Raw genomic sequence first — 25,767 nt, 5'->3', positions numbered from 1 at the left:
TGTGCGTCGCGGCCACATGGGCAGGCGGAATAGCGCAACTGACGTCACCGTTGTGCCGGACAGGTCCGAACGGTCCCAGGAAGAGGTATCTGAGTATGACCACCGTAGAGCTCACCAAGGAAAACTTCGATCAGGTCGTGAGCGACAACGAGTTCCTGCTGATCGACTTCTGGGCTTCCTGGTGCGGTCCGTGTCGGCAGTTCGCTCCGGTCTACGACTCGGCGTCCGAACGCCACCCCGACCTGGTCTTCGCCAAGGTCGACACGGAGGCGCAGCAGGAGCTGGCGGCTGCCTTCGAGATCCGGTCCATTCCCACGCTGATGATCGTCCGTGACAATGTCGCGGTCTTCTCGCAGCCCGGGGCGCTTCCGGAGGCGGCGCTGGAGGATGTCATCGGGCAGGCGCGCAACCTCGACATGGACGAGGTGCGCAAGTCGGTCGAGCAGGAGAAGCAGACGCAGCAGGCACCGCAGCAGGAGCAGCCGTAGTCCATGCGCGCGTACGGCACACGTGAGGAAGGCCCGGCCGGGACGGCCGGGCCTTCGTCGTGGCAGCGAGCGCGGGGGAGCACGTGTACGGGCGCCCCGGTGACGGAGCGCGGGGCGAAGCCGGGCGTACGTCAGCCGGTCCCCGGCCGCCCCGGTGGCGGGGCGTCCTTCCCGGCAGGGTCGCGCGTGCCCGCGTCGCCGTCCTCCCCGCCGGGTTCCGGCGATTCCGGCGCGGCTGCCTCCGGTGCCCCTCCCGTACCGCGGATCCGCTCGGCGATCCTCACCGTGAGCCCGTAGTCGAGTTCCGCGCCGTCCACCAGCAGTGCCTCGACGGTGTGTGACGCGGGGTCGATGTCCGCCTCCAGACCCCCGCCCTCGTAGCGCGGATATCCCGACCTCCCGTTGTCCCCCGTGGCGTCCACGACCGCGGAGCGGATGGCGGTGCCTGGCTCGGGGGCGCCGACGGCGGACTCCTCGGGTTCCGGGAACAGCAGGATCTCGTAGCTCTGCGGATGGCTCATGCCGTCGACGCTAGACATCCGGGCCCGTGCCCGCACGTCGTGAGGCACGTCCCCGTCCGCCGGGAGGCCGCCGCCCTCCCGGTCAGGTGGACTCCCGTGGCACGGCCGCGGCCCTCAGCAGGTAATGGCGCTCCGGGGTGCCGCCGGGGTTCCGCACCAGCCGGTCGATCATCTCCGCCGGTGGCTGCGCGGTCGCCAGTTCCGACCTGACGCTGCTGAGCCTCGGTCGCAGGAGCCTGCCGAGCATCAGGTCGTCGGCGCCGATCACGGCGGTCTCGGAGGGGATCCGGATGCCCGCGTCCTGGAGCGCTCTCATCAGCAGCATGGCGTACTCGTCGTCGTACGCGAACACGGCGTCCAGGCCCAGGGCCCGCCAGCGGGAGGCGAGGTCGGCGGCCGACGCCTCCTCGTACCGCAGGGGCAGCGGCCGGACGCGGTCGCCCACGCCCGATTCCCGCACGGCGCGCACCGCACCGGCCAGGCGTGCCTCCGCGAACGCGGCGAGGCCGGGTTCCTGGGGCACGACCACCCCGATGCGGCGCCGTCCCCGGGCGAGCAGGTGCCGGGCCGCGCAGCCGCCGACCTCCGCCTGGTCCATCACGAGGGCGTGGGCGCCCTCCACGGGCTGCGGACCGAGTGTGATCACGGCCTTGGCCCCGGACCGGGTGAGCACGCCTATGCCGTACGGGGTGAGGTCGATCCCGCCGGGCGCCACCACGGCGACGGGGCGGAGCTCGGCCCACGCCTGGACCGCCTCGTCGGCGTCGAGGCCGGCGCCACCGAACTGCACGACGGTGTAGTCGAGGCGGCGAAGGTCCGATTCAAGCCCGGTGAGGAGGCGCTGGTAGAGGTGACCGGCCGCGGCCCGGACCGCGGGCAGCAGCACCGTTCTGGTGTGCCCGGCGCGCAGACTCCGGGCCGCCGCGTGCGGGACGTGACCGAGATCGGCTGCGGCCTCCCTGACCCGGCGGCGGGTGGCCTCGCTGATGCGCACGGTCGTGTTGTTGTTCAGTACGTAGGACACGGTGGCCCGGGAGACTCCGGCGAGTCGCGCCACGTCGGCGCTGGTCGGGACGGAGGTGCCGGCGGGCTGCTCGGGTAACTGGCTCATGGAGTCCGGAAGTCTTCCAGACCCGTTCGCGCCGGTGACGGGCCGGGGCACCGTAACGCGGGGGCGTCAGCGGAGCGCGGGTACCGGCCGGATGCCCGGGTCCTCGAAGTTGAGCGCCCACGGCGCGGTGCCGGTCACGCCGTGCTCGCGCGGCACCGGCGGACGGGTGGCGATCCCGCGTGCGTCCTGTCGCTGAAGCTGTACCCGAGGTCGAGGCGGCCGGGACCGAGGGGGCTGCCGTGTCCGGGGACCGACGCCGCGACAGGGGCCGTCCGCAGCAGGGTCGCTGTGAGGAGCACGGCGCGGGCCGGGTGGGGAGGCCGACGGGGGTGATCATGAGGTAGAACCTGAGGCGTGTTTCGCGGACCCGCTCCACGGACCGGGCAGTCCAGGTCCTACGGTGTTGCGATGACGTTCCAGCAGGCCAACCACAGCAGCGACAGCTCGACGGACTTCCCCGGCCGCAGCGGCCCGGCCGCGACCGCGGAGGCGGACCCGCGTGAGGCCGGCCCCGTACGCACCTCGTACGCCCCCGACCGTGACGGCGATCCGGACCCCGGGGAGATCGTCTGGACCTGGGTGCCGTTCGAGGAGAACGACGGCCGCGGCAAGGACCGGCCGGTCCTCGTCGTGGCGCGGGAGGCGGCGGGCACGGTGCTCGCCGTACAGCTGTCGAGCAAGCAGCACGACCGGGACCAGGACGATTGGGTCGCGCTGGGCGCGGGCCCGTGGGACAGCTCCGGGCGGCCCTCCTGGGCGGATCTGGACCGGGTGCTGCGGGTGCACGAGGACGGGATGCGGCGCGAGGCGTGTGCCCTCGACCGGGACAGGTTCGACCTGGTCGCGGAGCGGCTTCGGGAGCGCTACGGCTGGAGCTGACCGGCGCAGACGCGGCCGAAGGCGGCCCGGACGGCGGAGTCGGGGGCGCGGAGCAGCGTGGTGTGAAGGGCGGAGCCCCGGCACGGGGACTCCTCCTGGCCCGCGCGCCGTTCAGGTGGCCGACGCCGGGATTACGGGCCGAGGCGTGGTTCGGCACCGCGAACCTGGCCGCCGGCCCGGCGGTCATCCGGCGTGCCGCCCGCAGGCCGGTCTCGTCCGTCACCTCGAAGACCGGGGCCGCGGTCGGTGTCCAGGACCGCCACGGGTACCGGTTCGGGGCCGTGGAGCCGGGTGCCGGAGAGTCCTGCGGACAGGGCGCGCCCGATCGGCACCTCACGGCCCACGGCGGTGCGGTATCCCCGGCCGCGACGACGGCCTCCTTGTCACCCGCGAGCCCGCGCAGCCGTGCGCTCGTGGCCGCTCCCCCGTGTGGTGCATACGGGGCATGCTGGACGCGACGGCGGCATGGACGCAAGCGGTTTTCGGTGGCGCGGGGGCACCCTTGTGCGATCCCCGGGTAAGGGTTTGGGTGGAAGGAAGCACCCGAGAAGGAGGCCGGCATGCCCCCGGACACACTTGGTCAGACAGGTCCGCCCGTCGACGCGGCGCCCTTGGGCGAGGACGAGGCAGAGGACCTGCTCCGCGGCATATGTTTCAAGACGGGACCTCCCCGGACGGTCGGCGTCGAGTTGGAATGGCTCATTCACGACCGTGAACACCCCGAGGTCGCCGTCCCCCACGAGCGACTCCGCGCAGCCGCCGACGCCGTCCGCGCGACCCCGCTGGACGCCGCTCTGACCTTCGAGCCGGGCGGCCAGCTGGAGCTGAGCTCACAGCCCGCCGGCTCCCTGACGGCGTGCGTGGACGCCATGGCCGCGGACCTCGTCTCCGTACGCGACACCCTCGGCCGGACCGGGCTGGTCCTCTCCGGCCTCGGCGTCGACCCGTGGCACCCTCCGCGACGTCTGCTCCAGGAGCCGCGTTACGCCGCCATGGAGGCCGCGCTCGACCGGTCGGGGCCTTCCGGCCGCGCCATGATGTGCACCTCCGCCTCGGTCCAGGTCTGCCTGGACGCCGGTGAGGAGGAGCCGGGGCCACTCGGTTACGGGCGGCGCTGGCAGCTCGCGCATCTGCTGGGTGCGGTGCTGGTGGCCGCGTTCGCGAACTCGCCGTTCCGTGAGGGGCGGCGCACCGGTTGGCGCTCGACCCGGCAGGCGCTGTGGACGGATCTCGATCCGGCCAGGTCGCTGGCTCCGCAGGGCCGTCTCGGGCCCCGCCGCGCCTGGTCCGACTACGCCCTGGACACGTCCGTGATGTGCATCCGCGACGGCGACGCCCCATGGGGCGTGCCGGTCGGGCTGACGTTCCGGGAGTGGATCCGCGGCGGCGGGCCCAGGCCACCGGTGCGGGCGGACCTCGACTACCACCTGACGACTCTGTTCCCACCGGTGCGCCCGCGCGGGCACCTGGAGCTGCGCATGATCGACGCCCAGTCCGGCACCGACGGGTGGCTGGTGCCGCTCGCCGTCACCACGGCGCTGTTCGACGACCCGGAGGCGGCGGAGACCGTGTACCGCACCGTGAAGCCCCTGGCCGAGACGGCGGGTGCGTCCGCGGCGCCGCGCAATCCGCTCTGGACGGCCGCGGCGCGCGACGGATTGGGCGATCCGGAGCTGGCGGCGGCTGCTGCCGCATGCTTCACGATCGCCTTGGAGGCGCTCCCCAGGATCGGGGCCGGCGACCACGTCCTCGACACGGTCGCCGCCTTCAACGACCGCTATACAGCGCGTGGCCGATGTCCGGCCGACGATCTCCCCGACCCGTCACACGCACCGCACGGAAAGGGCCTGGTCCGATGACCGACACCTCCGCTCAGTCCACCGGCCAGGAGTTCGACCCGGAGAAGCTGCGCGTGCGCGCCCTGGCGGCGCTTCTCGCCGCACGCGAGCGCACCGCACTGCTCACCGACAGCGTCGACGACGCCGAGCTGACCGCACAGCACTCCCCGCTGATGTCGCCACTGGTCTGGGACCTGGCGCACATCGGCAACCAGGAGGAGCTGTGGCTGCTGCGGGCGGTGGGCGGGCGCGACGCCCTGCGCCCGGAGATCGACGGGCTGTACGACGCCTTCGAGCACTCCCGGGCCAGCCGCCCCTCCCTGCCCCTGCTGGCACCGGCCGAGGCCAGGACCTACGCCGCCGATGTGCGCGGCCGGGCCCTGGACATCCTCGGCTCCGCCCCACTGCACGGCGCGGGCCGCTCCCTGGAGCGGGCGGGCTTCGCCTTCGGGATGGTCGCTCAGCACGAACAGCAGCACGACGAAACCATGCTGATTACTCATCAGCTTCGAAGCGGGCCGGCCGCGCTCAGCGCGCCCGAGCCCCCGGCGCCCACCGACTCCGTGTCGCTGCCGGCCGAAGTCCTCGTCCCCGGGGGCCCGTTCACCATGGGCACCTCCACTGAGCCATGGGCCCTGGACAACGAACGGCCGGCGCACCGGCGGGAGGTGGCGGCGTTCCACATCGACACCGCCCCGGTCACCTGTGGCGCGTACCGGCGCTTCATCGATGACGGCGGGTACACCGATGCCCGCTGGTGGGCGCCCGAGGGCTGGGACATGGTCCGCGAACACGACCTGGCGGCACCGCTGTTCTGGCACCGGGACGCAGGGCAGTGGCTGCGCAGGCGCTTCGGGGTCACCGAGCCCGTACCCGCGGACGAGCCGGTCCTCCATGTCAGCTGGTACGAGGCGGACGCCTACGCCCGCTGGGCGGGCCGGCGTCTGCCGACCGAGCCGGAGTGGGAGAAGGCGGCGCGGCACGACCCGGCCTCGGGTCGTTCGCTGCGCTACCCCTGGGGCGACGAGGACCCGACCCCGGAACGGGCCAATCTCGGCCAGCGCCACCTGCGGCCCGCCGCCGCGGGGGCGTACACGGCCGGCCGGTCCCCGGCCGGAGCGGGCCAGCTGATCGGGGACGTGTGGGAATGGACGTCGAGCGACTTCCTGCCCTACCCGGGATTCGTGGCGTTCCCGTACCGGGAGTACTCCGAGGTGTTCTTCGGGCCCGGGCACAAGGTGCTGCGCGGTGGTTCGTTCGCCGTGGACGCGGTGGCCTGCCGCGGCACGTTCCGCAACTGGGACCTGCCCGTGCGGCGCCAGATCTTCTCCGGATTCCGTACCGCGAGGGATGCCTGATGTGCCGTCACATTGCTTATCTGGGGCCGCGGGCGGCCCTGGGCGAGGTGCTCGTGGCGCCGGTGCACGGGCTCGTACGCCAGTCGTGGGAACCAAGGCGTCAGCGGTCCGGCACGGTCAACGCGGACGGCTTCGGGGTCGGCTGGTACGCGGAGGGGGACCCGGTTCCCGGACGCTACCGGCGCGCCGGACCCGTCTGGGGCGACGAGACGTTCGCCGACCTGGCCCGCGTGGTGCGCAGCACGGCGCTGCTCGCCGCGGTCCGTGACGCGACGTTCGCCGGTGCCGACGGGGAGGCCGCGGCGGCTCCGTTCGCCGACGGCCGACTCCTCTTCAGCCACAACGGCGCGGTGCGGGGCTGGCCGGGCTCGCTGGCGCCGCTGGCCGGGACCCTGCCGCCCGAGAGGCTGCTCGCGCTGGCCGCCCGGAGCGACTCGGCGCTGGTCTGGGCGCTCGTGCTCGACCGGGTGGCCGGAGGCGACGAGATAGGGCAGGCGGTCGCCGACACGGTTGTCGAAGTCGCCGCCGCCGCTCCCGGTTCACGCCTCAATCTGCTGCTCACCGACGGTTCCACCATCGTGGCGACCACATGGGGCGACTCGCTCTGGTATCTCCACGAGCCGGGCCGCCGCACGGTCGTCGCCTCGGAGCCGTACGACGACGACCCCTGCTGGCGCGAGGTCCCGGACCGCACCCTGCTGGCCGCGACACGTACCGATGTCCTCATGACCCCGCTCAAGGAGCCCTCTGCGTGAGTCCCTTCCTGCTGACCCGCACCCTGCCGGCGGACGCGACGGACGCGGCGCTGCGCGCCGATGTGCTGACCGGCCTGACCGGACACCCGAAGACGCTGCCGCCCAAGTGGTTCTACGACGCGCACGGCAGCGACCTGTTCGAGGAGATCACCCGGCTGGCCGAGTACTACCCGACGCGCTGCGAACGGGAGATCCTGATCGCCCGTGCCGGGGAGATCGCCGCGGCCTCCGGCGCCCGCACCCTGATCGAGCTGGGCTCGGGGTCATCGGACAAGACCAGGCACCTGCTGGACGCGTTGCCCGGTCTCCACACCTACGTGCCCGTCGATGTGAGCGAGAGCGCCCTCGCGGGCGCGGCCGAGGCGCTGCTGGCCGAGCGCCCCGGGCTCTCCGTGCACGCCCTGGTCGCCGATTTCACCCGTGCCCTCGACCTGCCCGACTCCCCGGGTCCGCGCCTGGTCGTGTTCCTCGGCGGGACACTCGGCAATCTGCTGCCCGGCGAACGAGCCGGGTTCCTGAAGTCGGTGGCGGCGCGCCTAGCCCCGGGGGACGGGCTGCTGCTCGGTACGGACCTGGTCAAGGACGAGGCGACCCTCGTCACGGCGTACGACGACGCGGCCGGTGTGACGGCGGCGTTCAACAAGAACGTGCTGACGGTGGTGAACCGTGAGCTCGGGGCCGACTTCCCGCCCGAGGACTTCGACCATGTCGCCCTGTGGGACCCGGACCGCGAGTGGATCGAGATGCGGCTGCGCGCGCGCCGGGCGCTGACGGTGAAGATCCGGGAACTGGACCTGCTGGTGCAGTTCGAGGAGGGCGAGGACCTGCGTACGGAGGTCTCGGCGAAGTTCCGCGAGGAGGGCGTGCGCGGCGAGCTGGCCGCGGCGGGGCTGCGGCTGGATCAGTGGTGGACGGACGAGGCCGGCCGTTTCGCGCTGTCGTTGGCCACGGCGCACTGAGCGGCCCTCGCCAGCGCCCGCCTGCCGGGCTCCTCGCACACCGGGATGCGCGGCAGGACACGGATCTCGGCGGTGAGCCCGGCGGCGGTCACCACCCGCCACAGCGATGCGGCGAGCGGATCGTCCCCGACGAACGCGGCGGCACCCGCCGCGTCCGACCGGGTCGTCCGGTAACCGATGCGGACGGGGCGGACCGCGGCGCCGGCGTCGATCGCGGCCTGGAAGGCGGCGTGCCGGAACCGGCCGCCGCCGCTCCGGCCGCACCAGGTGCTGCCCTGCGGGAACACCACCACCCGTGATCCCGCGCGCAGCGCTCCGGCGAGCGCGTGTACCGCCTCCGGCAGGGCGCGCAGCCGGTCCCGGTCGATGAAGAGGGTGCCGCCGAGTGCGGCGAGCGGACCGAGCAGCGGCCAGGACCGTATCTCGCTCTTCGCCAGCATCCGGGCGGGGAGGGCCGCCGCGACCAGTGGGACGTCCAGCCACGAGACGTGGTTGGCGACCACGAGCTCGCCCGTCGCCGGCCGATCGGCCTCCACCGGGCTCCCGGTGACGCGTACGCGTACGCCGAAGGACCGCACGACCGCGCGGGCCCAGCGGCGGACGAGCCGGTCGCGGCGCGAAGGGCCCAGGAGCAGCACGGCGGGCGAGCAGATCGCCCCGAGGAGGGTGAGGGCGCACCCGGCGACCAGCAGGGCCGCGGCGGGGAGCGGCGCCCGCACGGCGCCCTCGTGCCGCGCGCAGGCGTGTGGGGTGCAGGTGGCCACGGGCAGCCAGGCGCTCATCGCAGCGGGGCGAGCGAGAGGAAGTGGCGCAGGTAGCGCGGGGCGATTCGGCGCATCGAGAGCAGGACGTAGAGGTCGGCCACGCCGAATTCGGGGTCGTGCGCGGGGGCTCCGCAGACCCATGCGCCGAGGCGGAGGTAGCCGCGCAGCAGTGGCGGGAGCTCCGCGCGGGCGGCCGGGGCGCCGCCGGGGTGAGCGGAGGCGTCCCAGAGGCGGTGGGGCGTGACCCGGTACTCCTCGGGCGCCAGGTTGTGGGTCCGTACGGTGTCCCAGCTTTTGGCGGCGAGCGCGCCTCCGTCGGCGAGCGGCAGGCAGCAGCAGCCGGCCACCCATTCGTGGCCGGTGCGTTCCATGTAGCGGGCGAGTCCGGCCCAGATGAGGGCGATGACGGCGCCGTCCCGGTGGGCGGGGTGGACACAGGACCTGCCGACCTCGACGAGGTCGTCGCGGATCGGCGCGAGCCGGCCGAGGTCGAACTCGCTCTCGGCGTAGAGGGCGCCGGCCCGCCGGGCGCCTTCGGGCGGCAGCAGCCGGTAGGTGGCGACGACTTCCCCGGTCGCCGTCTCGCGCACCAGCAGGTGGTCGCAGTGCTCGTCGAAGGCGTCGACGTCCAGACCCGGCTGCGGGCTGTCCAGCCTGGCGCCGAGCTCTCCGGCGAACACGAGGTGGCGCAGGCGCTGGGCGGCCCGTACGTCCTCCAGGGAGGTGGCGAGCGAGACCCGGTAGCCGGAGGGGGCGTCGGGGGCGGCCCGCCGGGGCGCGCGTACGGCGGACACGGGAGCGGGGATGGCGAGGGGCAGCACGGTCATGGCGGTCTCCGGGGACGGATCGGCGAGAGGGGCCGCCGGACCGTCGCGGGGAGTGCGACGGCCCGGCCCCCCTACTTCTTCCGTGACCGGCTGGATTCGACGTGACCGCTGCGGGGATCCGGGATGTGCGACGGCTGAATCCCCGGGTGGCCCGGGGTCCCCCGTGGCCGGCGGGCGGTCAGCCGGTGATCAACTTGGACGTGATGCGGTCCGACGCCTTCTTGGCCTCCTCCGCCGGGTCGCCGCCCTCCAGCACCGCGGTCATGTAGGGCTTGATCGGGTTGTCCGCCTCCACGGCCGCCCAGTAGGGCGAGTTGGGGGTGGCCCGGCCCTGGGCCGCGCCCTCGGCCATCACCGACGTCCCTTCCTGCCCGGCGACGGCTCGGGCGAGCGAGGGCTTGTTGGGCACGTAGCTCATGGCGCGGGCGAGCTCTGTCTGCCACTTCTCCCCGGCGAGCGCCTTGACCACCTCGATGCCCTCGCCGCGCTGGTCGGCGCCCTCCGGCACGATGAGGTCGGAGCCCCCGGTGAAGACGGCGCCCGGCTTCCCCGCGCTCTTCCCGGGGATGGGGAAGTAGCCGAGCTTGCCCTTGAGTTCGGGGTTCTGCTGCTCGATGAGGGCGGCGCTGCCGGGCACGGAGACGATCTGGGCGACGTCGCCCTCGGCGAACACGTCGGTCTCCGGGGGCGTCTGCTCGTCGGCGTCCTTAGGCCCGTCGCCGAGGGCCTGGAGCCGTTTGTAGAAGTCCATGCCCCGAAGGGCGGCGGGCGAGTCCAGGCTCCCCTGCCAGTCGCCTCCGCTGTCGTCGGCCAGTTCCCCGCCCTCGTCCCAGATGAACCCGGCGAGGACGTACCAGTTCTGCCCTGCGAGGTAGATGCCCTGTCCGCTCGCGGTGTCCAGCTGCTCGCTGACGTCCAACCACTCCTCGCGGGTCCTGGGGAGGGTGGTGATCCCCGCCTGAGCGAAGAGGTCCTTGTTGTAGATCACGACGCGGTTGGCGGCGTACCAGGGGATTCCGTACTGTCCGCCGCTGACCTTGCCGGGATCCGCGAGTCCGGGCAGCCAGTCCTCCCCTCCCAGGTCGCGCATGGACTCCAGGGTGAGGTCGCGCAGTTCACCGGTCTCCGCGTACTGGGCTACCTGGGTGTTGCCGACCTCGATGACGTCGGGGGCGTCGTCGCCCCGGAGCGCCTTCAGGACCTTGGGGCCGATACCGCCCCACTCCTGGAGGACGAAGTCCAGCTGGACCGAGGGATGCTCGGCCTCGTACGACTTCTCGAAGCTGTCCAGGAAGCCCTGGGAGGCGCTGCCCTTCATCAGCCACACCGTCACCGTGGTGCTGTCGTCACCGGTTCCGGGGAGGTAACCGCAGCCGCCCAGGGCGACGGACGAGACGAGCGCGACGGCTCCGGCCAGTATGCGGATCTTCACGGGGGTCACCTTCTGCGAAACGGCACGACAGCTCGACAGGACCCGGGTGGGGGACTGCGGGCGGCGCTCGCACGGGCGTGGAGCGGAGTTTGGTATGTACCAATCGACAGGTCAAGCCCCGGACCGGTACCGGTCGGCGTGCCGACACCTCGCGCACCACGGCGGAGTGAGGCACCGTGGAACCAGGAAAGGAGACATTAGATGTCGAATCACACCTACCGGGTCACCGAGATCGTAGGAACCTCCGAGGAGGGCCTGGACGCGGCGATCCGGAACGGCGTCGCGAGAGCTTCCGAAACTTTGCACAATCTCGACTGGTTCGAGATGACGCAGGTCCGCGGCCACATCGAGGACGGCCGCGTCGCCCACTACCAGGTGGGGCTCAAGGTCGGTTTCCGGCTCGACGAGAACACCTGAGGAGGGACCGGCGAATGGCTGACCACTACCTCGGCGGACGACGTGTCCTGGTGATCGTGACCAACTACGGCGTGGAACAGGACGAACTGGTGCTGCCGGTACGGCGGCTCCGCGACGCGGGAGCCACCGTGGACATCGCGGCGCTGTCCACCGACCCCGTGCGGACACTCGTGGGCGACAAGGACCCCGGGGAGACGGTGCGGCCCTCGTTCACCCTGTCCGACGCGGACCCCTCCGACTACGACCTGCTGCTCGTGCCCGGCGGAACCCTCAACGCGGACACCCTCAGGACACAGGACGCCACCACCGGGATCGTCCGCTCGTTCACGACGACGGGCCGGCCGGTGGCGGCAATCTGCCACGGCCCCTGGGTGCTCGTCGAGGCCGACGTCGTCAGGGGGAAGACCCTCACCTCGTACCCCTCGCTCCGGACCGACATCCGAAACGCGGGTGGCACCTGGGTGGACGAGTCCGTCGTCACGGACGAGACCGGGGGCTGGACGCTGATCACCTCGCGTACGCCCGACGACCTGGCGGACTTCGTCGGCGCGGTGGGCGACCGGCTCGCCGCGGCGGGTTCCTGACCGCCGGCGCCCGAGGGACTCGCGCCCGGGTACGCCTCGTCGGAAGCGGCCGCTCGAGATGCATGCGGGCGCCCGCGCTGATTCGCTGGTCGTGTCCGCTCCCCCCAGAGATCCAGGAGTGATCATGAGCGTTGCAGGTGAGTCCGGTGGCCGTGCACAGCAGCTGCGTACGAAGGCGAGGGAACTGGAGGAGGCCGCGGACCGCGCCACCGATCCGGAACAGCGGCAGCGCCTCAAGGACAAGTCCCGCCGGCTGCGCGAGCAGGGCGAGCGGGAGAGCGCCATGACCGACCGGGACATGGACCCGATGGTCTAGGCACGGCGGCCGCCCCCCGCCGGTGGTCCTCCGCGTGCTCGCCGTCCTTGCCGGCCGCCTCGGCGTCGGATGCGGACGCGTCGTGCGGAAGGATCACCGGCAGAGTCATGTCCGCCCCATCGAACCGACGGAGTCGTACCGCCGATGTCCACCCATCACGATCCGTACGTCCGGGTGCGCGGCGCGCGCGAGCACAATCTCCGCGACGTGGACGTCGACATCCCGCGCGACGTCCTCGCGGTGTTCACGGGCGTCTCGGGCTCGGGAAAGTCCTCCCTGGCGTTCGGCACCATTTACGCGGAGGCCCAGCGCCGCTACTTCGAGTCGGTCGCCCCGTACGCCCGCCGGCTGATCCACCAGGTCGGGGCCCCCGATGTCGGTGAGATCACCGGCCTGCCGCCCGCGGTCTCGCTGGAGCAGCGCAGGTCCGCGCCCGGCTCCCGCTCGTCGGTGGGCACGGTCACCACGCTGTCCAACTCGCTCCGCATGCTGTTCTCCCGGGCGGGCGACTATCCGCGTGGCGCCGAGCGGCTCGACTCCGACGCCTTCTCCCCGAACACGGCGGCCGGCGCGTGCCCCGAGTGCCACGGCCTGGGCCGGATCCACCGGACCACGGAGCGGCTTCTCGTACCCGAGCCGTCGCTGTCGATCCGCGAGGGAGCGATCGCCGCCTGGCCGGGAGCGTGGCAGGGCAAGAACCTGCGCGATGTGCTGGACGCCCTCGGGTACGACGTCGACCGGCCCTGGCAGGAGCTGGAGCCGGCCGACCGCGAGTGGATCCTGTTCACCGACGAGCAACCGGTGGTGACGGTCCATCCGGTGCGCGACGCGGGCCGCATCCAACGCCCCTACCAAGGTACGTACATGAGCGCACGGCGCTATGTGATGCACACCTTCGCGGACTCCCGCAGCCGGACTCTGCGGGCTAAGGCGGAGCGCTTCCTGACCAGCGCCCCCTGTCCGGTGTGCGGGGGCGGGCGGCTGCGGGCGGAGGCCATGGCCGTCACCTTCGCGGGCCGGACGATCGCGGACCTCGTGGCACTCCCCCTGACGGCCCTCACCGAGGTGCTGCTGGAGGCGGGCGGCGCGAACGAGGCGGCACGGCTGCTGACCGCCGACCTGCTGGGCCGGATCGAACCCGTCACGGAACTGGGCCTCGGCTATCTCAGCCTCGACCGTACGGCGCCGACCCTGTCCTCGGGCGAGTTGCAGCGGCTGCGGCTCGCCACCCAGCTGCGGTCGGGGCTGTTCGGCGTCGTCTACGTACTGGACGAGCCGTCGGCGGGCCTCCATCCCGCCGACACGGAGTCCCTGCTCGGCGTGCTCGGACGACTCCGGGAAGCGGGCAACTCCGTCTTCGTGGTGGAGCACCAGATGGACGTGGTGCGCCAGGCCGACTGGCTGGTGGACGTGGGCCCGCTGGCGGGCGAACACGGGGGCCGGGTGCTGCACAGCGGCCCTCCGGCGGAACTCGCGGGGGTCGCCGGTTCCGCGACGCGGCGGTTCCTCTTCGGCGAGGACCCGGCGCCGGTGAGGGAGCCGCGCGTCCCGTCCGGGCGGATCACGCTGCGCGGGGTGGACCTCAACAACGTGCGCGGGGTGGACGTCGTGTTCCCCCTCGGGGTCCTGACGGCGGTCACCGGGGTGTCGGGGTCGGGCAAGTCGACCCTGGTCGGTCAGGTCCTGGCGGGCGTGCTCGCCGACCGGCGGTCGGCGGAAGCGGCGGAGGAGAGCGCCGCTCCGGTCGTCCGGGGCTGTGCGTCGGCCGAGGGGCTGGACGCGGTGGACCGGCTGGTGCAGGTCGACCAGCGGCCCATCGGACGTACGCCGAGGTCCAACCTGGCCACGTACACCGGGCTGTTCGACGTGGTGCGGAAACTGTTCGCGGACACGGAGACGGCACGGGCCCGCGGCTACCGTGCGGGCCGGTTCTCGTTCAACGTGGCCGGGGGGCGGTGCGAGACGTGCCAGGGCGAGGGATTCGTCTCGGTCGAGCTGCTCTTCCTGCCCAGCACGTACGCCCCCTGCCCGGACTGCCACGGCGCGCGCTACAACCCGCGGACCCTCGAGGTGACCCTGCGGAATCTGACGATCGCCGAGGTGCTCGATCTGACGGTGGAGGCGGCGGCCGCGTTCCTCGCCGGGACACCGGCGGCCGAGCGCAGTCTGCGGGCACTGCTGGACGTGGGTCTCGGCTATCTGCGGCTGGGGCAGCCGGCGACGGAGCTGTCCGGCGGCGAGGCCCAGCGGATCAAGCTCGCCACGGAGCTCCAGCGCGCCCGGCGTGGACACACCCTGTATCTGCTGGACGAGCCGACGACGGGGCTGCATCCCGCCGATGTGGAGGTGCTGATGCGGCAGTTGCACGGGCTCGTGGACGCGGGCAGCACCGTGGTGGTGGTGGAGCACGACATGGCCGTGGTGGCCGGTGCGGACCAGGTGATCGACCTGGGGCCCGGCGGCGGCGACCGGGGCGGCCGGATCGTCGCCACCGGCACCCCTCGGGAGGTCGCCCGCGCCGAGGGGAGCCGGACCGCCGCCTACCTGGCGAAGGCGCTGCGGACGGACCGGCTGCCCGCCGGGCCCGAGGACTCGTCGGACCGGGCAGGCTCAGCGGCGCACGGTGCGGTTGGCCCGTAGCCACTCCTTGTTCATCGCGGCGATCGACGGCAGCGGGATGCCCTTGGGACAGGCCGTGGCGCATTCACCGGCGAGGGTGCAGCCGCCGAAGCCCTCGTCGTCCATGGTGGCGACCATGTCGAGGACCCGGGTCGCACGCTCGGGGGCGCCCTGCGGGAGGACGTTGAGGTGGTTGATCTTCGCCGAGGTGAAGAGCATCGCCGAACCGTTCGGGCAGGCCGCCACACAGGCGCCGCAGCCGATGCACTCGGCGTGCTCGAAGGCGGAGTCGGCGTCCGGCTTGGGCACCGGGGTGGCGTGCGCGTCGGGTGCCGTGCCGGTGGGCGCGGAGATGTATCCACCGGCCTGGATGATCCGGTCGAAGGAGGACCGGTCCACGACCAGGTCCTTGACGACGGGGAAGGCCGAGGCGCGCCAGGGTTCGACGTCGATCGTGTCGCCGTCGTCGAAGGACCGCATGTGGAGCTGGCAGGTGGTGGTCCGCTCCGGGCCGTGGGCGTCGCCGTTGATGACGAGGCTGCACGCGCCGCAGATGCCCTCGCGGCAGTCGTGGTCGAAGGCGACCGGCTCTTCCCCGCCGAGGATGAGTTCCTCGTTGAGGGTGTCGAGCATCTCCAGGAACGACATGTCCGGGGAGATGCCGTCGACCTGGTAGGTGGCCATGGCGCCGGGCGCCTCGGCGTCGGGCTGGCGCCAGACGCGCAGGGTGAGCTTCATGCGTAGCTCCGCTGGGTGGGGTGGACGTACTCGAAGACGAGGTCTTCCTTGTGCAGGACGGGGGCCTCGCCGGTGCCGCTGAACTCCCAGGCCGCGGCGTAGGAGAACTCCTCGTCCCGGCGGGCGGCCTCGCCGTCGGGGGTCTGCGACTCCTCACGGAAGTGGCCGCCGCAGGACTCGGCCCGGTGCAGGGCGTCGAGGCACATCAGCTCTGCGAGCTCGAGGTAGTCGACGACGCGGTTGGCCTTCTCCAGCGACTGGTTGAACTGCCCGCCGATGCCGGGCACCTTGATGCGGCGCCAGAACTCCTCGCGGATCCGCGGAATCCGGTCCAGCGCCTCGCGGAGCCCTTCCTCGGTCCTCGCCATTCCGCAGAACTCCCACATGAGTTCGCCGATCTCGCGGTGGAAGGAGTCGGGGGTCCGGTCCCCGTCGACCGCGAGGAGCAGGTTGAGCCTGTCCTCGGTCTCGGCGACGACCTCGGTGACCGCTGGGTGGCCGGCGTCGATCTCCTCGGTGCGGGGGTTGCGCGCAAGGTAGTCGTTGATGGTCGCAGGGAGCACGAAGTAGCCGTCGGCGAGTCCCTGCATCAGCGCCGAGGCGCCGAGGCGGTTGGCCCCGTGGTCGGAGAAGTTGGCCTCGCCGATGGCGAAGAGGCCCGGGATCGTGGTCTGGAGGTCGTAGTCGACCCAGAGCCCGCCCATCGTGTAGTGCACGGCGGGGTAGATGCGCATCGGCGTCTCGTAGGGGTTCTCCGCGGTGATGCGGGCGTACATGTCGAAGAGGTTGCCGTACTGCTCCTCGACCTTCTTCCTGCCCATGCGCGCGATGGCCTCGGCGAAGTCGAGGTAGACGCCCTGGCCGCCGGGCCCGACGCCCCGGCCCTCGTCGCAGACGTTCTTGGCTGCGCGGGAGGCGATGTCGCGGGGCACGAGGTTGCCGAAGGCAGGGTAGGCGCGCTCCAGGTAGTAGTCCCGCTCGTCCTCGGGGATCAGGTTCGGCGGACGGTCGTCGCCCTTGGCCTTCGGCACCCAGATGCGGCCGTCGTTGCGCAGCGACTCGCTCATCAGCGTCAGCTTGGACTGGTGGTCGCCGGTGCGCGGGATGCAGGTGGGGTGGATCTGGGTGAAGCAGGGGTTGGCGAAGTGGGCGCCGCGGCGGTGGGCGCGCCAGATCGCGGTGGCGTTGGAGTTCATGGCGTTCGTCGACAGGTAGAAGACGTTGCCGTAGCCGCCGGTGGCCAGGACGACCGCGTCGGCGAAGTGGGTTTCGATCTTCCCGGTGACGAGGTCACGGGCCACGATGCCGCGCGCCTTGCCGTCGACGACGACCAGGTCGAGCATCTCGGTGCGGGCGTGCAGTTCGACGTTGCCCGCGGCGATCTGGCGGGAGAGCGCCTGGTAGGCGCCGAGGAGGAGCTGCTGGCCCGTCTGGCCCCGGGCGTAGAAGGTGCGGGAGACCTGGACGCCGCCGAAGGAGCGGTTGTCGAGGAGGCCGCCGTACTCGCGGGCGAAGGGGACGCCTTGGGCGACGCACTGGTCGATGATCTCCACGGAGATCTCCGCGAGGCGGTGGACGTTGGACTCGCGGGCGCGGAAGTCGCCGCCCTTGACCGTGTCGTAGAAGAGCCGGTGCACCGAGTCGCCGTCGTTGCGGTAGTTCTTGGCCGCGTTGATGCCGCCCTGCGCGGCGACGGAGTGGGCGCGCCGGGGTGAGTCCTGGAAGCAGAACTGGACGACGTGGTAGCCCTGTTCGGCGAGGGTCGCACCGGCCGAGCCGCCTGCCAGCCCGGTGCCGACGACGATGACGGTGTGCTTGCGGCGGTTGGCCGGGTTCACGAGCTTCGCCTGGAAGCGGCGGGTGTCCCAGCGGTCGGCGACGGGGCCCCCGGGGGCTTTGGAGTCGACGGCGGGTTCGCCCGTGCCGTAGTTCGTGTAGTCGCTCATGTCAGCTCACCACTCCGGTCATCACGGCGACGGGCACGGACACGAAGCCGGCCGTCAGCAGCACTGCGAGTACGTTCGCGAGGGTCTTCAGGACGCGGTCCCGGGTGGCGTTGCCCACCCCGAGCGTCTGGGCAGCGCTCCAGAACCCGTGGCGGACGTGAAGGCCCAGGGCGAGTACGGCGACGATGTAGACGACGTCGCCGTACCAGGTGGAGAAGGTGTCCAGCACGTTCTGGTAGGGGTGCCCGGGCTGGAATCCGCCCGGGTGCACGGTGCCGGTCGTCAGGTCCAGGATGTGCCAGACGATGAAGAGGCCGAGGATGACACCGCCGTAGCGCATGGTGCGTGTGGCGTAGCTCGTGCGCGCCTTCCTGTGGACGTACGCGGTCGGGCGCGCCCTGAGGTCACGGCGGCTCAGCTGGTACGCGGACACGGCGTGCAGGACGACGGCGGCGACGAGCACCACGCGGATGATCCACAGCGCCCACTCGTAGTGCAGGAAGGGCTCACCGATGGTCCTGAGCCAGTGCGCGTAGTGGTTGAACTCGTCGGGTCCGAAGAAGATCTTCAGGTTGCCCAGCATGTGGACGACCAGGTAGCCGAGCATGACCAGGCCGCTCACAGCCATGATCGTCTTCTTGCCGACGGACGAGTCCCAGAGCGTGCGCGTCATGGACGACCGTCGGTCCGTCCGTGTTGCCAATGCCATGGACACGACGCTAGAGGCGAGAGGCACCATCAGTCCAAGACATGAAACGAGTCATGTCCATAGGCAATGTCTATGATTCCCGTTATCCTCGGATCCATGCACTTCCAGCAGCTCACGTACTTCGTGGCCGTCGCCGAGGCCAGGCACTTCACCAGGGCCGCCGAGGAGGTGCACGTGTCACAGCCCTCGCTCTCCCAGCAGATCAGGGCGCTGGAGAGCGAACTGGGCGCCGAGCTCTTCAGCCGCGCGCGGGGCAACATCGGACTGACCGACGCGGGCGAGGCTCTGCTGCCGCTGGCCCGCAGGATCCTCGCGGACGCGGACACCGCGCGCCACGAGGTGCAGGAACTCGTGCAGCTGCGCCGCGGCAGGATCAGGCTCGGCGCCACCCCGAGTGTCTGCACCGGGCTGCTGCCTGACGTCCTGCGCGCCTTCCACGGCGCGCACCCCGGGATCCAGCTCCTGATCGAGGAGGGGGGCTCCCACGACCTCGTACGGCAGCTCGCCCGGGGCGCTCTGGACCTCGCACTGCTCGTCCTGCCCCTGCCCGCCGGCTCCCCCGCCCTGACCACCGTCGAGCTGCTGCACGAGGACCTCGTGGTGGTGTCGTCGGCCTCACGGCCGGCTCCCGGACGCAAGGGCTCCGTGACGGTCGCCGACCTGGAGAACGAGCCGCTGGTGATGTTCCGGCACGGATACGACCTGCGGGAGCTCACGGTCGCCGCGTGCCGCGCCGAGGGCTTCGAGCCCACGTTCACCGTCGAGGGCGGCGAGATGGACGCGGTACTCGGCTTCGTACGGGCGGGCCTCGGCATCGCCGTGGTGCCCCGCATGGTCGCCGTCCGGGCGGGCCAGGACCTGCGGACGACGCCGCTGGCCTCGCCCGGACTGCGGCGCACGATCGCGCTCGCGCACCGCAGCGATGTCGAACCGCCGCGTGCCGCACGCGAGTTGCAGCGCATGCTGCTGGGGTCGGGGCCGCCCGTCGTACTCCCGGCCGCCGGCGGGCCGGACCCGGCCGGCAGCTGAGAGCCGAGCTGTCAGACGGCGTCCGCCAGCAGCAGTGAGTGGATCCGGTCCGGGGCACCCGGCCGCGCGTAGTACCAGCCCTGTGCGGTGTCGCAGCCGAGCTGTCGCAGCTGCTCCGCCTGCGCCCGGGTCTCCACGCCCTCGACCGTGACCGCGAGATCCAGGCTGTGGGCGAGCGAGACGATGCCTTCGACGATCTTGAGGTCGACGGGATCGGCGGGGTGGTGCTGCATGCCCTGCGTGAAGGAGCGGTCCAGCTTCAGCACGCTCACCGGCAGTCGGCGCAGATTCGCCAGGTTCGAGTAGCCGGTGCCGAAGTCGTCCAGCGCGATGTCGACACCCATCTCGGCCAGCTGGCGCAGCGGCTTGAGCAGGTCGTCGTCGGCGCCGATCAGCGCGGACTCGGTGACCTCCAGGCAGAGGGCTCCGGGCTCCAGACCGGACCGCTCCAGCACGTCGACGGTCTCGGCGACCAGACTCGGGTGGTGCAACTGGGTCGGCGAGAGGTTGACGTTGATCCGCAGGGGACCGCCGTCGGTGTGACGTTCCTGCCAGAAGTTCGCCTGCCGTACGGACTCCTCCAGCACCCAGCGCCCGAGCGGCACGATCAGCCCGGTGTGCTCGGCGAGCGGAATGAACCGGTCGGGCCCGAGCACCCCGTGCTGCGGGTGGCACCAGCGGACCAGCGCCTCGGCACCGTGCACGCTCCCGTCACCCAGGTGCACCAGCGGCTGGTACTCGATGAAGAACTCGCCGCGGTCGAGCGCGGCGGGCAGTGCGGTGGTGAGTCCGTGCCGCGTGATGGCGCGGGCGTCGGCCTCGGCGTCGGCGAGCGCGAAACGGTTCCCGCCCGCCGCCTTGGCCCGGTACATCGTGATGTCGGCGCTCCGCAGCACCTCGGCACCGGTGCGTTCACCCGACGGACCTTCGACCACGCCTATCGATCCGCGCACGGTCAGCTCCCGGCCGTCGAGACGGATGGGCGTGGCCAGCGCCAGGAGGATGCGTCCGGCGAGCTCGTGGACCTCGTCCTCGGTGTCCGGCCCGGTCGTGAGGGCGACGAACTCGTCACCGCCGAGCCGGGCCACCATCTCGCCGGGAGCGGTCGCACAGCTCTGCAGCCGGTCGGCGACCTCGACCAGGAGCCGGTCCCCCGCGGCGTGGCCCAGACTGTCGTTGATCGCCTTGAAGCCGTCCAGGTCCAGGTAGCAGAGCCCGAAACGCATGCCCTCCCTGGGCGCGAGGGCCTTCTCCAGCCGCTCGAAGAAGAGGGTCCGGTTGGGCAGACCGGTGAGCGCGTCGTGGGTGGCCTCGTACCGCAGCCGCAGGTTGAGCAGCCGCCGCTCGGTGGTGTCCTCCATGAGGGCCAGCTGGTACTCGGGCCGCCCCTCGGTGTCCCTCAGCAGGGAGACCGCGAGGTTGGTCCACAGCACCGTGCCGTCGTTGCGGTAGAACGGCTTCTCCACGCTGTAGTGCTCGCGCTCGCCGCGCACCAGCTCGTCGTAGTACTTCCAGACGTGCGGCGAGTCCTCGGGGTGGACCCACTCGTTCACCTTGTGGCTGCGGACGTGGTTCTCGAGGCCGCCGAACATCTTGGTGAGCGTGTCGTTGATCTCAAGGATGTTCCCGTCGAGGTCGGCGATGCCGATCCCGACGGCGGCGTCCTTGAACACGGCGCGGAAGCGGGCCTCCGTCGCGTGCAGGGCCTGTTCGGCGTGCGAGCGGGCGGTGAGGGCCGAGCGGGCGATGGCCTCCTGCTCGGCGAGCGTCCGCTCGCGCAGCGCCTGGGTGAACCCGCCGGCGAGCGCGTGCTGGATCCGGGCGCAGCGGGCCCGGCTGTCCTCCGTGGACAGTTCGACCGGCCCGTTGCCACCGCAGTAGAGGACCAGGTAGGAGTCGACCACGCCGAGCGTGGAGCTCAGGGCGTCGGGGTCCGTGCAGTGCGCGGCGACCAGCGAGGCCCCGACACCGTTCGCGGGCGCCGCGTCGAAGACGCGTGCGTGCAGGATCTCGTTGAGCCGACGGGCCATCGGCAGCAGGTGTTCCTCGAACTCCGGCCGGGTCAGGGAGGTGGCCGTGGACGGGAAGATCGCCCGGCTCCAGATGGTGGCGAATCTCCGGAGCCGGCCCTCGGGGCCGTCGGGTTCCGCGCCCGGCACGCCGGACGACTGGGCGGGAATGCTCACGCCTTGCGCCCAACCCCGGCGAAGCCCGAGAAGGCGAAGGGGTCCTCCTGTCCGCGGGCCTCCGGGGACTCGGGGCGCCAGTCGGGCATGGACACCAGCCCGGGCTCGACCAGCTCGTACCCGTCGAAGAAGCGGCTGCCCTCCTGACGGGTCCGCATGATCAGCGGGCTGCGGATGTTGCGGTAGACCCCGACCGTCCCGCCGGCCTCCTCCTCGGAGAGCGGGATCCCCTCGTACGAGGCGTGGGTCAGGACGAGCAGGCTGCCGGGGGCGAGCGCCTCGCTCAGCTCCGCGACCGCCCCGTACGGGTCGTCGGCGTCCTCGATGAAGTGGAGCACCGCCACCAGGAGCAGTGCCACCGGCCTGTCCAGGTCGAGGAGGGCGTTGATCTCGGGGTTCTCCAGGATCTCCCTGGGCTTGCGGAGGTCCGCGGCCGCGACCACGGCCCGATCGTTGCCCTCGAGGACCGCCTGGCTGTGTGCGACCGCGACCGGATCGTGGTCGACGTACACGACCCGGGCCTCCGGGTCGTTGGCCTGGGCGACTTCGTGCACGTTGCCGAAGGTCGGGATACCGGAGCCGATGTCCAGGAACTGGTTCACACCCGAAGCCGTGGCGAACTGCACGGCCCGCCGCATAAAGGCGCGATTCGCCTGCATGACCTTGGGCAGACCCGGCATGAACTCCATGGCCTTGCGGGCCGCTTCCCTGTCCACCTCGAAATTGTGCGAACCGCCCAGATAGAAGTCGTACATGCGAGACACGCTCGGCACCGAGATGTCAATGCCCTGCGGTGCCCAGGAGGGACGCTCCATCGATGTCTCCAACAAGTCGCAACGGCGATCCGGCCATGTTCATGGTCAGTGTTGACCAGAGGCTACTGATCGACCGCCAGGAGAGCGAGTGGAAACGGAAATTAGAGATCCGTTATTGGTCACACACCGCAGGCATGTACGGCCGGTCCGTCGCTGCGCGTGCGCATTCGGCGACGGACCGGCACCGGGAAGGACTTCCGGCTCCTACTTGGACGCTCCGACGAGCTTCGCCTCGGGCGAGACCGCGTACCATGTCCCCCCGACACCTTGGCCGTTGGTGTCCCCCGGCTTCGCGTCACCGGAGAAGGTGTAGACGGGCCAGCAGTCGATCGACTGCTGCTCGATGCCGTCGGGACGGTCGAAGGTGACGAATCCCTTCGTGGTGACACCGTCGACGTCATTCTTCGACACGGGGCTGACCACCGGCCACTTCTTGAGGCAGTCTCCCGTGCACGCGGACTTCATCGGCCACGCCGAGTCCTTCTTGAAGCGGTAAACCGTCATGCCGCGCTTGTCGACGACGATGTCTCCGAGTTCCGGATCCTTCCGGACCGAAAGTCCGGCGAGGTCCGCCGGCTGGTCGGCGGAGGCTCCGTCCGCGTCGGCCACCGCCTTCTTTCCGTCCGGAGCCGAGGCGAACCATGTCCCGCCGACGCCCTGTCCGTCGGCCTCTCCAGGCCCGGTGTCCTTCGCGTAGCGGTACATCGGCCAGCCGCCGACGGTCAGTTGCTTGGTGCCGTCGGCGCGCGTGACCTCCCCGATGAGCGCGGCGTCGGTTCCCGCGGCGGCCGTGGCGTTCTCCGCGGACACCACGGGCCACGTCTTCGCACAGTCGCCCTCGCAATTCGACCTGGGCGGTTCGGCGGTGTCCTTGTCGAACCGGTAGAGCGTGAAGCCCTCGCTGTCGGTCAGCACCTCGCCCAGCTTCTTGCTGTCCCACACCGCGAGCTGGCCCGCCTCCTCGGGTGCGCCGCCCGCTGCGGCGTCGGATCCGTAGCCGCCGTCGGAGCCGTATCCGCTGCCCGCCGGCTGTTGTGCGGCGGCGTTCCCCACGGCCTGGCCGTCGGGAGACGCGGTGCCCTTCTCCTGACCGCACGCCGTCGTCAGCGCCAGCAGGGCCACCGCCGTCATCGCGAGTGAGGCGTTCCGCCAGGTATCCATGTCGACTCCCGTTGTCCTTCTGCCGTTCGGGACGCGAGTCCGCGCCTTTCGTGGCCCTAGGTACGGGCGGGTGGCGCGCAGGTGTTCAACTCATCGCCGAGAAAGTTTCGCCGGGCGCAAACGTGAATCGCCCGATGTCCCCACCATCAGGCGAATCATCCGCGCTCTCCGCGTGTACGACGTCTGAGGGGAACATGCTCCCCGGCGTGTACGGATCACGCATATGGCGGCTGACAGCCGCCGCCCTGCTCGTGCTGCTCGCCGTTCCGCCGCCCGCGTTCGGCGACGACTGCGCGGTGGCCTCGATCGGGCAGGGGGAGGACGGCTCGTCCATCGCCGTCTCGGGCGAGGGCCGGTGCACGGCGGTGATCGCCGAGCCCGAGCCGGAACCGGCGCCCCCGCCTCCACCTCCGCCGCCCCCTCCACCAGAACCTCCGCCACCGCCGCCGCCTCCACCCCCACCGCCCCAGCCACCGGTGCCGGCACCGGCACCTCCCGTACTGCCCGCACCGCCGCCGCCGCCACCGCCACCGCCCGTACCGGAGCCTCCGGAACCGGAACCCGCTCCCCCGCCGCCGAGCGCACGTCCGACCCCACCGCGCCCGGCACCTGTCGCGCTGCCCACCTACCGCAAGCCACCTCGCAAGACACCCCGGTCGGGACCCTCGCTGGTCTCCCTCACCCTTCTGATCACCGCGCCCGCAGTCTTCGCCGTAGCCGTTCTGCGGCCCCGCTCCTCCCGCTGACCCATGAAGGGACCCCATGTCGGAATGGCTTGTTCTGACCATTGCCATGGCCTCGGCCTGTGCCGTCGTCCTGACCATCGCCGTTCTCAGCAACCGGCGCCTCGCCGAGGACGACGACCCCTCCGAGACACCCGACGTCATCGAGTACATGACGATGATGATCGGCGTGGTCTACGCGATCGTGCTCGGCCTCGCCATCGCCGGCGTCTGGGAGGGCCGCAGCGCCGCCCAGGAGTCCGTACGCCTCGAGGCCCAGGCGCTGCACGAGGTCAGCGCCCGCTCGGCCGTCTACCCGGCCGAGGTGCGCGACCGCATCCGCGGTGACGTCGACGCCTACGTGGCACATGTCGTGGGCGACGAGTGGAGGTCGATGACCGATCACGGGGCGCTCACCGCGGAGGGCACCAGACTGCTCGACCGGGTGCGGGCCGACGTCACGGAGTACGAACCACGGACGGACCACGAGGGGCAGGCCTACCAGCCGCTGGTGGACCAGGTGGCCGCCGTCGACGACGCGCGGGGCTCCCGGGGGCAGAACGCGGGCGCGACCATGCCGGGAGTGGTCTGGTTCGGCCTGATCACCGGGGCACTGGTCACCGTGGGCCTGATCTTCACGCTCCAGATCCGCAGAACCTTCCGTGAACTGCTGCTGGCGGGCCTCTTCAGCGTCCTGATCGCCTTCCTGCTCTTCCTGATCTGGGACTTCGACGCCCCGTTCGGCCGGGGCATCTCGGCGACGACGGCTCCGTTCGTCGATCTGTTCCCCCACGCCACGGGGGGATAGGAGCAGCCCGTGTCCCCCGGCCGGTCCGCCGGCCGGGGGACATGGCTGCCCCATTCGCCTTACCCCGATCGCGGGTGGTATGCGGCACTTCTAGCGTTCCGGACATCGAGGTGCATTTCCCATACCTCGCGGAAACCCGTTCCGCGGCTGCTCCTCGGGACCCGGAGGATTCACCATGCGCTCGATACGTGTCGCACCCGTCGCCCTGCTGGGCGCCGCCGCCTGCCTTCTGCTGGCACCGGCCGCCTCGGCCCACACGCTCACCGGCGGCACGTCCACCTCGTTCACCCCGACCATCACCCCGTCCACGGTCGCCCCGGGAGGTCAGGTCACCCTCGGCGCCATGGGCTGCACCAGCGAGGCGACCGCGTTCTCGGGCGTGTTCGACACAACCACCATCCCGACGGGGAGGTCGGCGACCGCCACGGTCGACTGGGACGCGAGGCGAGGCGCGGTCTACGAGGTGACCTTCCGCTGCGGCACGACGACCCGGTCGGCGAACCTGACCATCGCGGCCGGCGCCACCGGCAGCCCCACGACCTCTCCCACCACGGCCCCGACCACCAGTTCCACCGCCTCTCCCAGCGGGGTCCTGGGTGGTCTCGGCGGCAGCGTCGACACCATGGACCCGGCGGCGATCGCCGGCGGTTCGGCACTGGTGGCCGCCGCCTCGGCCGGCGCCTTCTACGTCCTTCGCAGGCGGCGCACCGGCCGTCAGCACTGACGGGACGGCACCGCTCCCCGACACACGACAGTCGCCCCGGGTCCTGGTCCAGGACTCGGGG

At 71.7% G+C, this 25,767-nt stretch carries 24 protein-coding genes and 1 pseudogene; 13 read left to right on the top strand and 12 right to left on the bottom strand.

Going from position 1 to position 25,767, the window contains the following annotated elements; translation table 11 throughout:
- The first annotated feature begins 95 nt into the window (after nucleotides 1-95).
- Nucleotides 96-488, top strand: a complete 393-nt coding sequence (gene trxA / locus AB0I83_RS26610) for a thioredoxin (RefSeq protein ID WP_356529583.1) — start codon at nucleotides 96-98, stop codon at nucleotides 486-488.
- A gap of 131 nt (nucleotides 489-619) precedes the next feature.
- Here the strand turns inward: trxA and AB0I83_RS26605 are convergent, their stop codons facing one another.
- The gene (locus tag AB0I83_RS26605; RefSeq protein ID WP_356529582.1) at nucleotides 620-1,009 is read right to left on the bottom strand and encodes a hypothetical protein; all 390 of its coding nucleotides are present in this window, start codon (nucleotides 1,007-1,009) and stop codon (nucleotides 620-622) included.
- Between the two features lie 82 nt (nucleotides 1,010-1,091).
- Complete coding sequence (locus AB0I83_RS26600) at nucleotides 1,092-2,120, bottom strand: LacI family DNA-binding transcriptional regulator (protein WP_363306403.1); 1,029 nt, start codon at nucleotides 2,118-2,120, stop codon at nucleotides 1,092-1,094.
- 408 nt (nucleotides 2,121-2,528) lie between these two features.
- Here AB0I83_RS26600 and AB0I83_RS26595 point away from each other — a divergent pair, with 408 nt between their 5' ends.
- The gene (locus tag AB0I83_RS26595) at nucleotides 2,529-2,999 is read left to right on the top strand and encodes a type II toxin-antitoxin system PemK/MazF family toxin (protein ID WP_363306401.1); all 471 of its coding nucleotides are present in this window, start codon (nucleotides 2,529-2,531) and stop codon (nucleotides 2,997-2,999) included.
- 38 nt (nucleotides 3,000-3,037) lie between these two features.
- Here the strand turns inward: AB0I83_RS26595 and AB0I83_RS26590 are convergent.
- A pseudogene (locus tag AB0I83_RS26590) lies at nucleotides 3,038-3,561 on the bottom strand (TIGR02452 family protein); the annotation flags it as partial.
- Between AB0I83_RS26590 and egtA the strand changes: the two are divergent.
- From egtA to egtD, 4 genes are read left to right on the top strand one after another with little or no spacing between them, the layout of a single operon-like run.
- Nucleotides 3,560-4,858 carry an ergothioneine biosynthesis glutamate--cysteine ligase EgtA gene (gene egtA, locus AB0I83_RS26585; RefSeq protein ID WP_356529576.1) on the top strand — a complete coding sequence of 433 codons (1,299 nt, stop codon included), beginning with the start codon at nucleotides 3,560-3,562 and terminating at the stop codon, nucleotides 4,856-4,858. The pseudogene AB0I83_RS26590 and the gene egtA sit on opposite strands and share 2 nt — an antisense overlap.
- Entirely contained in the window at nucleotides 4,855-6,195 is a 1,341-nt protein-coding gene (egtB, locus tag AB0I83_RS26580) for an ergothioneine biosynthesis protein EgtB (protein ID WP_363306400.1), read from the top strand. The genes egtA and egtB overlap by 4 nt, the downstream gene beginning before the upstream one ends.
- Nucleotides 6,195-6,950 carry an ergothioneine biosynthesis protein EgtC gene (gene egtC / locus AB0I83_RS26575; protein WP_363306399.1) on the top strand — a complete coding sequence of 252 codons (756 nt, stop codon included), beginning with the start codon at nucleotides 6,195-6,197 and terminating at the stop codon, nucleotides 6,948-6,950. The genes egtB and egtC overlap by 1 nt, the downstream gene beginning before the upstream one ends.
- The gene (egtD, locus tag AB0I83_RS26570; protein WP_363306398.1) at nucleotides 6,947-7,909 is read left to right on the top strand and encodes an L-histidine N(alpha)-methyltransferase; all 963 of its coding nucleotides are present in this window, start codon (nucleotides 6,947-6,949) and stop codon (nucleotides 7,907-7,909) included. The genes egtC and egtD overlap by 4 nt, the downstream gene beginning before the upstream one ends.
- Here the strand turns inward: egtD and AB0I83_RS26565 are convergent.
- The 3 genes from AB0I83_RS26565 to AB0I83_RS26555 all read right to left on the bottom strand — a co-directional run bounded on the left by AB0I83_RS26565 (nucleotide 7,852) and on the right by AB0I83_RS26555 (nucleotide 10,932).
- The gene (locus AB0I83_RS26565; RefSeq protein WP_363306397.1) at nucleotides 7,852-8,691 is read right to left on the bottom strand and encodes a lysophospholipid acyltransferase family protein; all 840 of its coding nucleotides are present in this window, start codon (nucleotides 8,689-8,691) and stop codon (nucleotides 7,852-7,854) included. The genes egtD and AB0I83_RS26565 overlap by 58 nt on opposite strands.
- Nucleotides 8,688-9,500 carry a GNAT family N-acyltransferase gene (locus AB0I83_RS26560; protein ID WP_363306396.1) on the bottom strand — a complete coding sequence of 271 codons (813 nt, stop codon included), beginning with the start codon at nucleotides 9,498-9,500 and terminating at the stop codon, nucleotides 8,688-8,690. The genes AB0I83_RS26565 and AB0I83_RS26560 overlap by 4 nt, the downstream gene beginning before the upstream one ends.
- A 178-nt stretch (nucleotides 9,501-9,678) precedes the next feature.
- On the bottom strand, nucleotides 9,679-10,932 hold the full coding sequence (locus AB0I83_RS26555) for an extracellular solute-binding protein (RefSeq protein ID WP_363306395.1): 1,254 nt from the start codon (nucleotides 10,930-10,932) through the stop codon (nucleotides 9,679-9,681).
- 201 nt (nucleotides 10,933-11,133) lie between these two features.
- Here AB0I83_RS26555 and AB0I83_RS26550 point away from each other — a divergent pair, with 201 nt between their 5' ends.
- From AB0I83_RS26550 to AB0I83_RS26535, 4 genes are all read left to right on the top strand, one after another.
- Nucleotides 11,134-11,349: a dodecin gene (locus AB0I83_RS26550; RefSeq protein ID WP_356529565.1), complete on the top strand. Its 216-nt coding sequence runs from the start codon at nucleotides 11,134-11,136 to the stop codon at nucleotides 11,347-11,349.
- Between the two features lie 14 nt (nucleotides 11,350-11,363).
- Entirely contained in the window at nucleotides 11,364-11,933 is a 570-nt protein-coding gene (locus tag AB0I83_RS26545) for a type 1 glutamine amidotransferase domain-containing protein (RefSeq protein ID WP_356529564.1), read from the top strand.
- Nucleotides 11,934-12,057: 124 nt separating this feature from the next.
- Nucleotides 12,058-12,249 (top strand): DUF6381 family protein, encoded by a 192-nt coding sequence (locus AB0I83_RS26540; protein ID WP_356529563.1) that lies wholly within the window; start codon nucleotides 12,058-12,060, stop codon nucleotides 12,247-12,249.
- Nucleotides 12,250-12,393: 144 nt separating this feature from the next.
- Nucleotides 12,394-14,889, top strand: a complete 2,496-nt coding sequence (locus AB0I83_RS26535) for an excinuclease ABC subunit UvrA (RefSeq protein ID WP_363306394.1) — start codon at nucleotides 12,394-12,396, stop codon at nucleotides 14,887-14,889.
- Here the strand turns inward: AB0I83_RS26535 and AB0I83_RS26530 are convergent.
- From AB0I83_RS26530 to AB0I83_RS26520, 3 genes are read right to left on the bottom strand one after another with little or no spacing between them, the layout of a single operon-like run.
- Entirely contained in the window at nucleotides 14,860-15,606 is a 747-nt protein-coding gene (locus tag AB0I83_RS26530) for a succinate dehydrogenase/fumarate reductase iron-sulfur subunit (protein WP_356529559.1), read from the bottom strand. The genes AB0I83_RS26535 and AB0I83_RS26530 overlap by 30 nt on opposite strands.
- Nucleotides 15,603-17,552, bottom strand: coding sequence for a fumarate reductase/succinate dehydrogenase flavoprotein subunit (locus AB0I83_RS26525; RefSeq protein ID WP_363306393.1), 1,950 nt, complete (start codon nucleotides 17,550-17,552; stop codon nucleotides 15,603-15,605). The genes AB0I83_RS26530 and AB0I83_RS26525 overlap by 4 nt, the downstream gene beginning before the upstream one ends.
- A 1-nt stretch (nucleotide 17,553) precedes the next feature.
- Nucleotides 17,554-18,261 carry a succinate dehydrogenase gene (locus tag AB0I83_RS26520; protein WP_356529556.1) on the bottom strand — a complete coding sequence of 236 codons (708 nt, stop codon included), beginning with the start codon at nucleotides 18,259-18,261 and terminating at the stop codon, nucleotides 17,554-17,556.
- 96 nt (nucleotides 18,262-18,357) lie between these two features.
- Here AB0I83_RS26520 and AB0I83_RS26515 point away from each other — a divergent pair, with 96 nt between their 5' ends.
- Nucleotides 18,358-19,290: a LysR substrate-binding domain-containing protein gene (locus tag AB0I83_RS26515; RefSeq protein ID WP_356529554.1), complete on the top strand. Its 933-nt coding sequence runs from the start codon at nucleotides 18,358-18,360 to the stop codon at nucleotides 19,288-19,290.
- Between the two features lie 11 nt (nucleotides 19,291-19,301).
- Here AB0I83_RS26515 and AB0I83_RS26510 read toward each other — a convergent pair whose 3' ends face one another.
- The 3 genes from AB0I83_RS26510 to AB0I83_RS26500 all read right to left on the bottom strand — a co-directional run bounded on the left by AB0I83_RS26510 (nucleotide 19,302) and on the right by AB0I83_RS26500 (nucleotide 23,452).
- Nucleotides 19,302-21,476 carry an EAL domain-containing protein gene (locus tag AB0I83_RS26510; protein ID WP_363306392.1) on the bottom strand — a complete coding sequence of 725 codons (2,175 nt, stop codon included), beginning with the start codon at nucleotides 21,474-21,476 and terminating at the stop codon, nucleotides 19,302-19,304.
- A complete protein-coding gene (locus AB0I83_RS26505; RefSeq protein WP_363306391.1) occupies nucleotides 21,473-22,291 on the bottom strand; it encodes an SAM-dependent methyltransferase in 819 nt (272 codons plus the stop codon). Before AB0I83_RS26505 ends, AB0I83_RS26510 begins: the two co-directional genes overlap by 4 nt.
- A gap of 204 nt (nucleotides 22,292-22,495) precedes the next feature.
- Nucleotides 22,496-23,452, bottom strand: coding sequence for an SCO0930 family lipoprotein (locus AB0I83_RS26500; protein WP_363306390.1), 957 nt, complete (start codon nucleotides 23,450-23,452; stop codon nucleotides 22,496-22,498).
- Between the two features lie 762 nt (nucleotides 23,453-24,214).
- Between AB0I83_RS26500 and AB0I83_RS26495 the strand changes: the two genes are divergently transcribed.
- Both AB0I83_RS26495 and AB0I83_RS26490 read left to right on the top strand, forming a co-directional pair.
- Nucleotides 24,215-24,982 (top strand): hypothetical protein, encoded by a 768-nt coding sequence (locus AB0I83_RS26495; protein ID WP_356839468.1) that lies wholly within the window; start codon nucleotides 24,215-24,217, stop codon nucleotides 24,980-24,982.
- A gap of 175 nt (nucleotides 24,983-25,157) precedes the next feature.
- Nucleotides 25,158-25,706 carry a hypothetical protein gene (locus tag AB0I83_RS26490; protein WP_356529548.1) on the top strand — a complete coding sequence of 183 codons (549 nt, stop codon included), beginning with the start codon at nucleotides 25,158-25,160 and terminating at the stop codon, nucleotides 25,704-25,706.
- Nucleotides 25,707-25,767: the final 61 nt, after the last annotated feature.

The sequence above is a fragment of the Streptomyces sp. NPDC049970 genome (assembly GCF_040660235.1).
In the GTDB taxonomy this organism is placed as follows: Bacteria; Actinomycetota; Actinomycetes; order Streptomycetales; family Streptomycetaceae; genus Streptomyces.
Note: the sequence above shows the minus strand (reverse complement) of the source record. Positions and strands in the feature narration are given on the sequence as shown.

Excerpts from the sequence above, each read along its gene's own strand:
- trxA (WP_356529583.1), top strand. The coding sequence starts at position 96 with ATGACCACCGTAGAGCTCACCAAGGAAAACTTCGATCAGGTCGTGAGC.
- AB0I83_RS26605 (WP_356529582.1), bottom strand. The coding sequence starts at position 1,009 with ATGAGCCATCCGCAGAGCTACGAGATCCTGCTGTTCCCGGAACCCGAG.
- AB0I83_RS26600 (WP_363306403.1), bottom strand. The coding sequence starts at position 2,120 with ATGAGCCAGTTACCCGAGCAGCCCGCCGGCACCTCCGTCCCGACCAGC.
- AB0I83_RS26595 (WP_363306401.1), top strand. The coding sequence starts at position 2,529 with ATGACGTTCCAGCAGGCCAACCACAGCAGCGACAGCTCGACGGACTTC.
- egtA (WP_356529576.1), top strand. The coding sequence starts at position 3,560 with ATGCCCCCGGACACACTTGGTCAGACAGGTCCGCCCGTCGACGCGGCG.
- egtB (WP_363306400.1), top strand. The coding sequence starts at position 4,855 with ATGACCGACACCTCCGCTCAGTCCACCGGCCAGGAGTTCGACCCGGAG.
- egtC (WP_363306399.1), top strand. The coding sequence starts at position 6,195 with ATGTGCCGTCACATTGCTTATCTGGGGCCGCGGGCGGCCCTGGGCGAG.
- AB0I83_RS26565 (WP_363306397.1), bottom strand. The coding sequence starts at position 8,691 with ATGAGCGCCTGGCTGCCCGTGGCCACCTGCACCCCACACGCCTGCGCG.
- AB0I83_RS26560 (WP_363306396.1), bottom strand. The coding sequence starts at position 9,500 with ATGACCGTGCTGCCCCTCGCCATCCCCGCTCCCGTGTCCGCCGTACGC.
- AB0I83_RS26550 (WP_356529565.1), top strand. The coding sequence starts at position 11,134 with ATGTCGAATCACACCTACCGGGTCACCGAGATCGTAGGAACCTCCGAG.
- AB0I83_RS26545 (WP_356529564.1), top strand. The coding sequence starts at position 11,364 with ATGGCTGACCACTACCTCGGCGGACGACGTGTCCTGGTGATCGTGACC.
- AB0I83_RS26540 (WP_356529563.1), top strand. The coding sequence starts at position 12,058 with ATGAGCGTTGCAGGTGAGTCCGGTGGCCGTGCACAGCAGCTGCGTACG.
- AB0I83_RS26535 (WP_363306394.1), top strand. The coding sequence starts at position 12,394 with ATGTCCACCCATCACGATCCGTACGTCCGGGTGCGCGGCGCGCGCGAG.
- AB0I83_RS26530 (WP_356529559.1), bottom strand. The coding sequence starts at position 15,606 with ATGAAGCTCACCCTGCGCGTCTGGCGCCAGCCCGACGCCGAGGCGCCC.
- AB0I83_RS26525 (WP_363306393.1), bottom strand. The coding sequence starts at position 17,552 with ATGAGCGACTACACGAACTACGGCACGGGCGAACCCGCCGTCGACTCC.
- AB0I83_RS26520 (WP_356529556.1), bottom strand. The coding sequence starts at position 18,261 with ATGGCATTGGCAACACGGACGGACCGACGGTCGTCCATGACGCGCACG.
- AB0I83_RS26515 (WP_356529554.1), top strand. The coding sequence starts at position 18,358 with ATGCACTTCCAGCAGCTCACGTACTTCGTGGCCGTCGCCGAGGCCAGG.
- AB0I83_RS26505 (WP_363306391.1), bottom strand. The coding sequence starts at position 22,291 with ATGGAGCGTCCCTCCTGGGCACCGCAGGGCATTGACATCTCGGTGCCG.
- AB0I83_RS26500 (WP_363306390.1), bottom strand. The coding sequence starts at position 23,452 with ATGGATACCTGGCGGAACGCCTCACTCGCGATGACGGCGGTGGCCCTG.
- AB0I83_RS26495 (WP_356839468.1), top strand. The coding sequence starts at position 24,215 with ATGTCGGAATGGCTTGTTCTGACCATTGCCATGGCCTCGGCCTGTGCC.
- AB0I83_RS26490 (WP_356529548.1), top strand. The coding sequence starts at position 25,158 with ATGCGCTCGATACGTGTCGCACCCGTCGCCCTGCTGGGCGCCGCCGCC.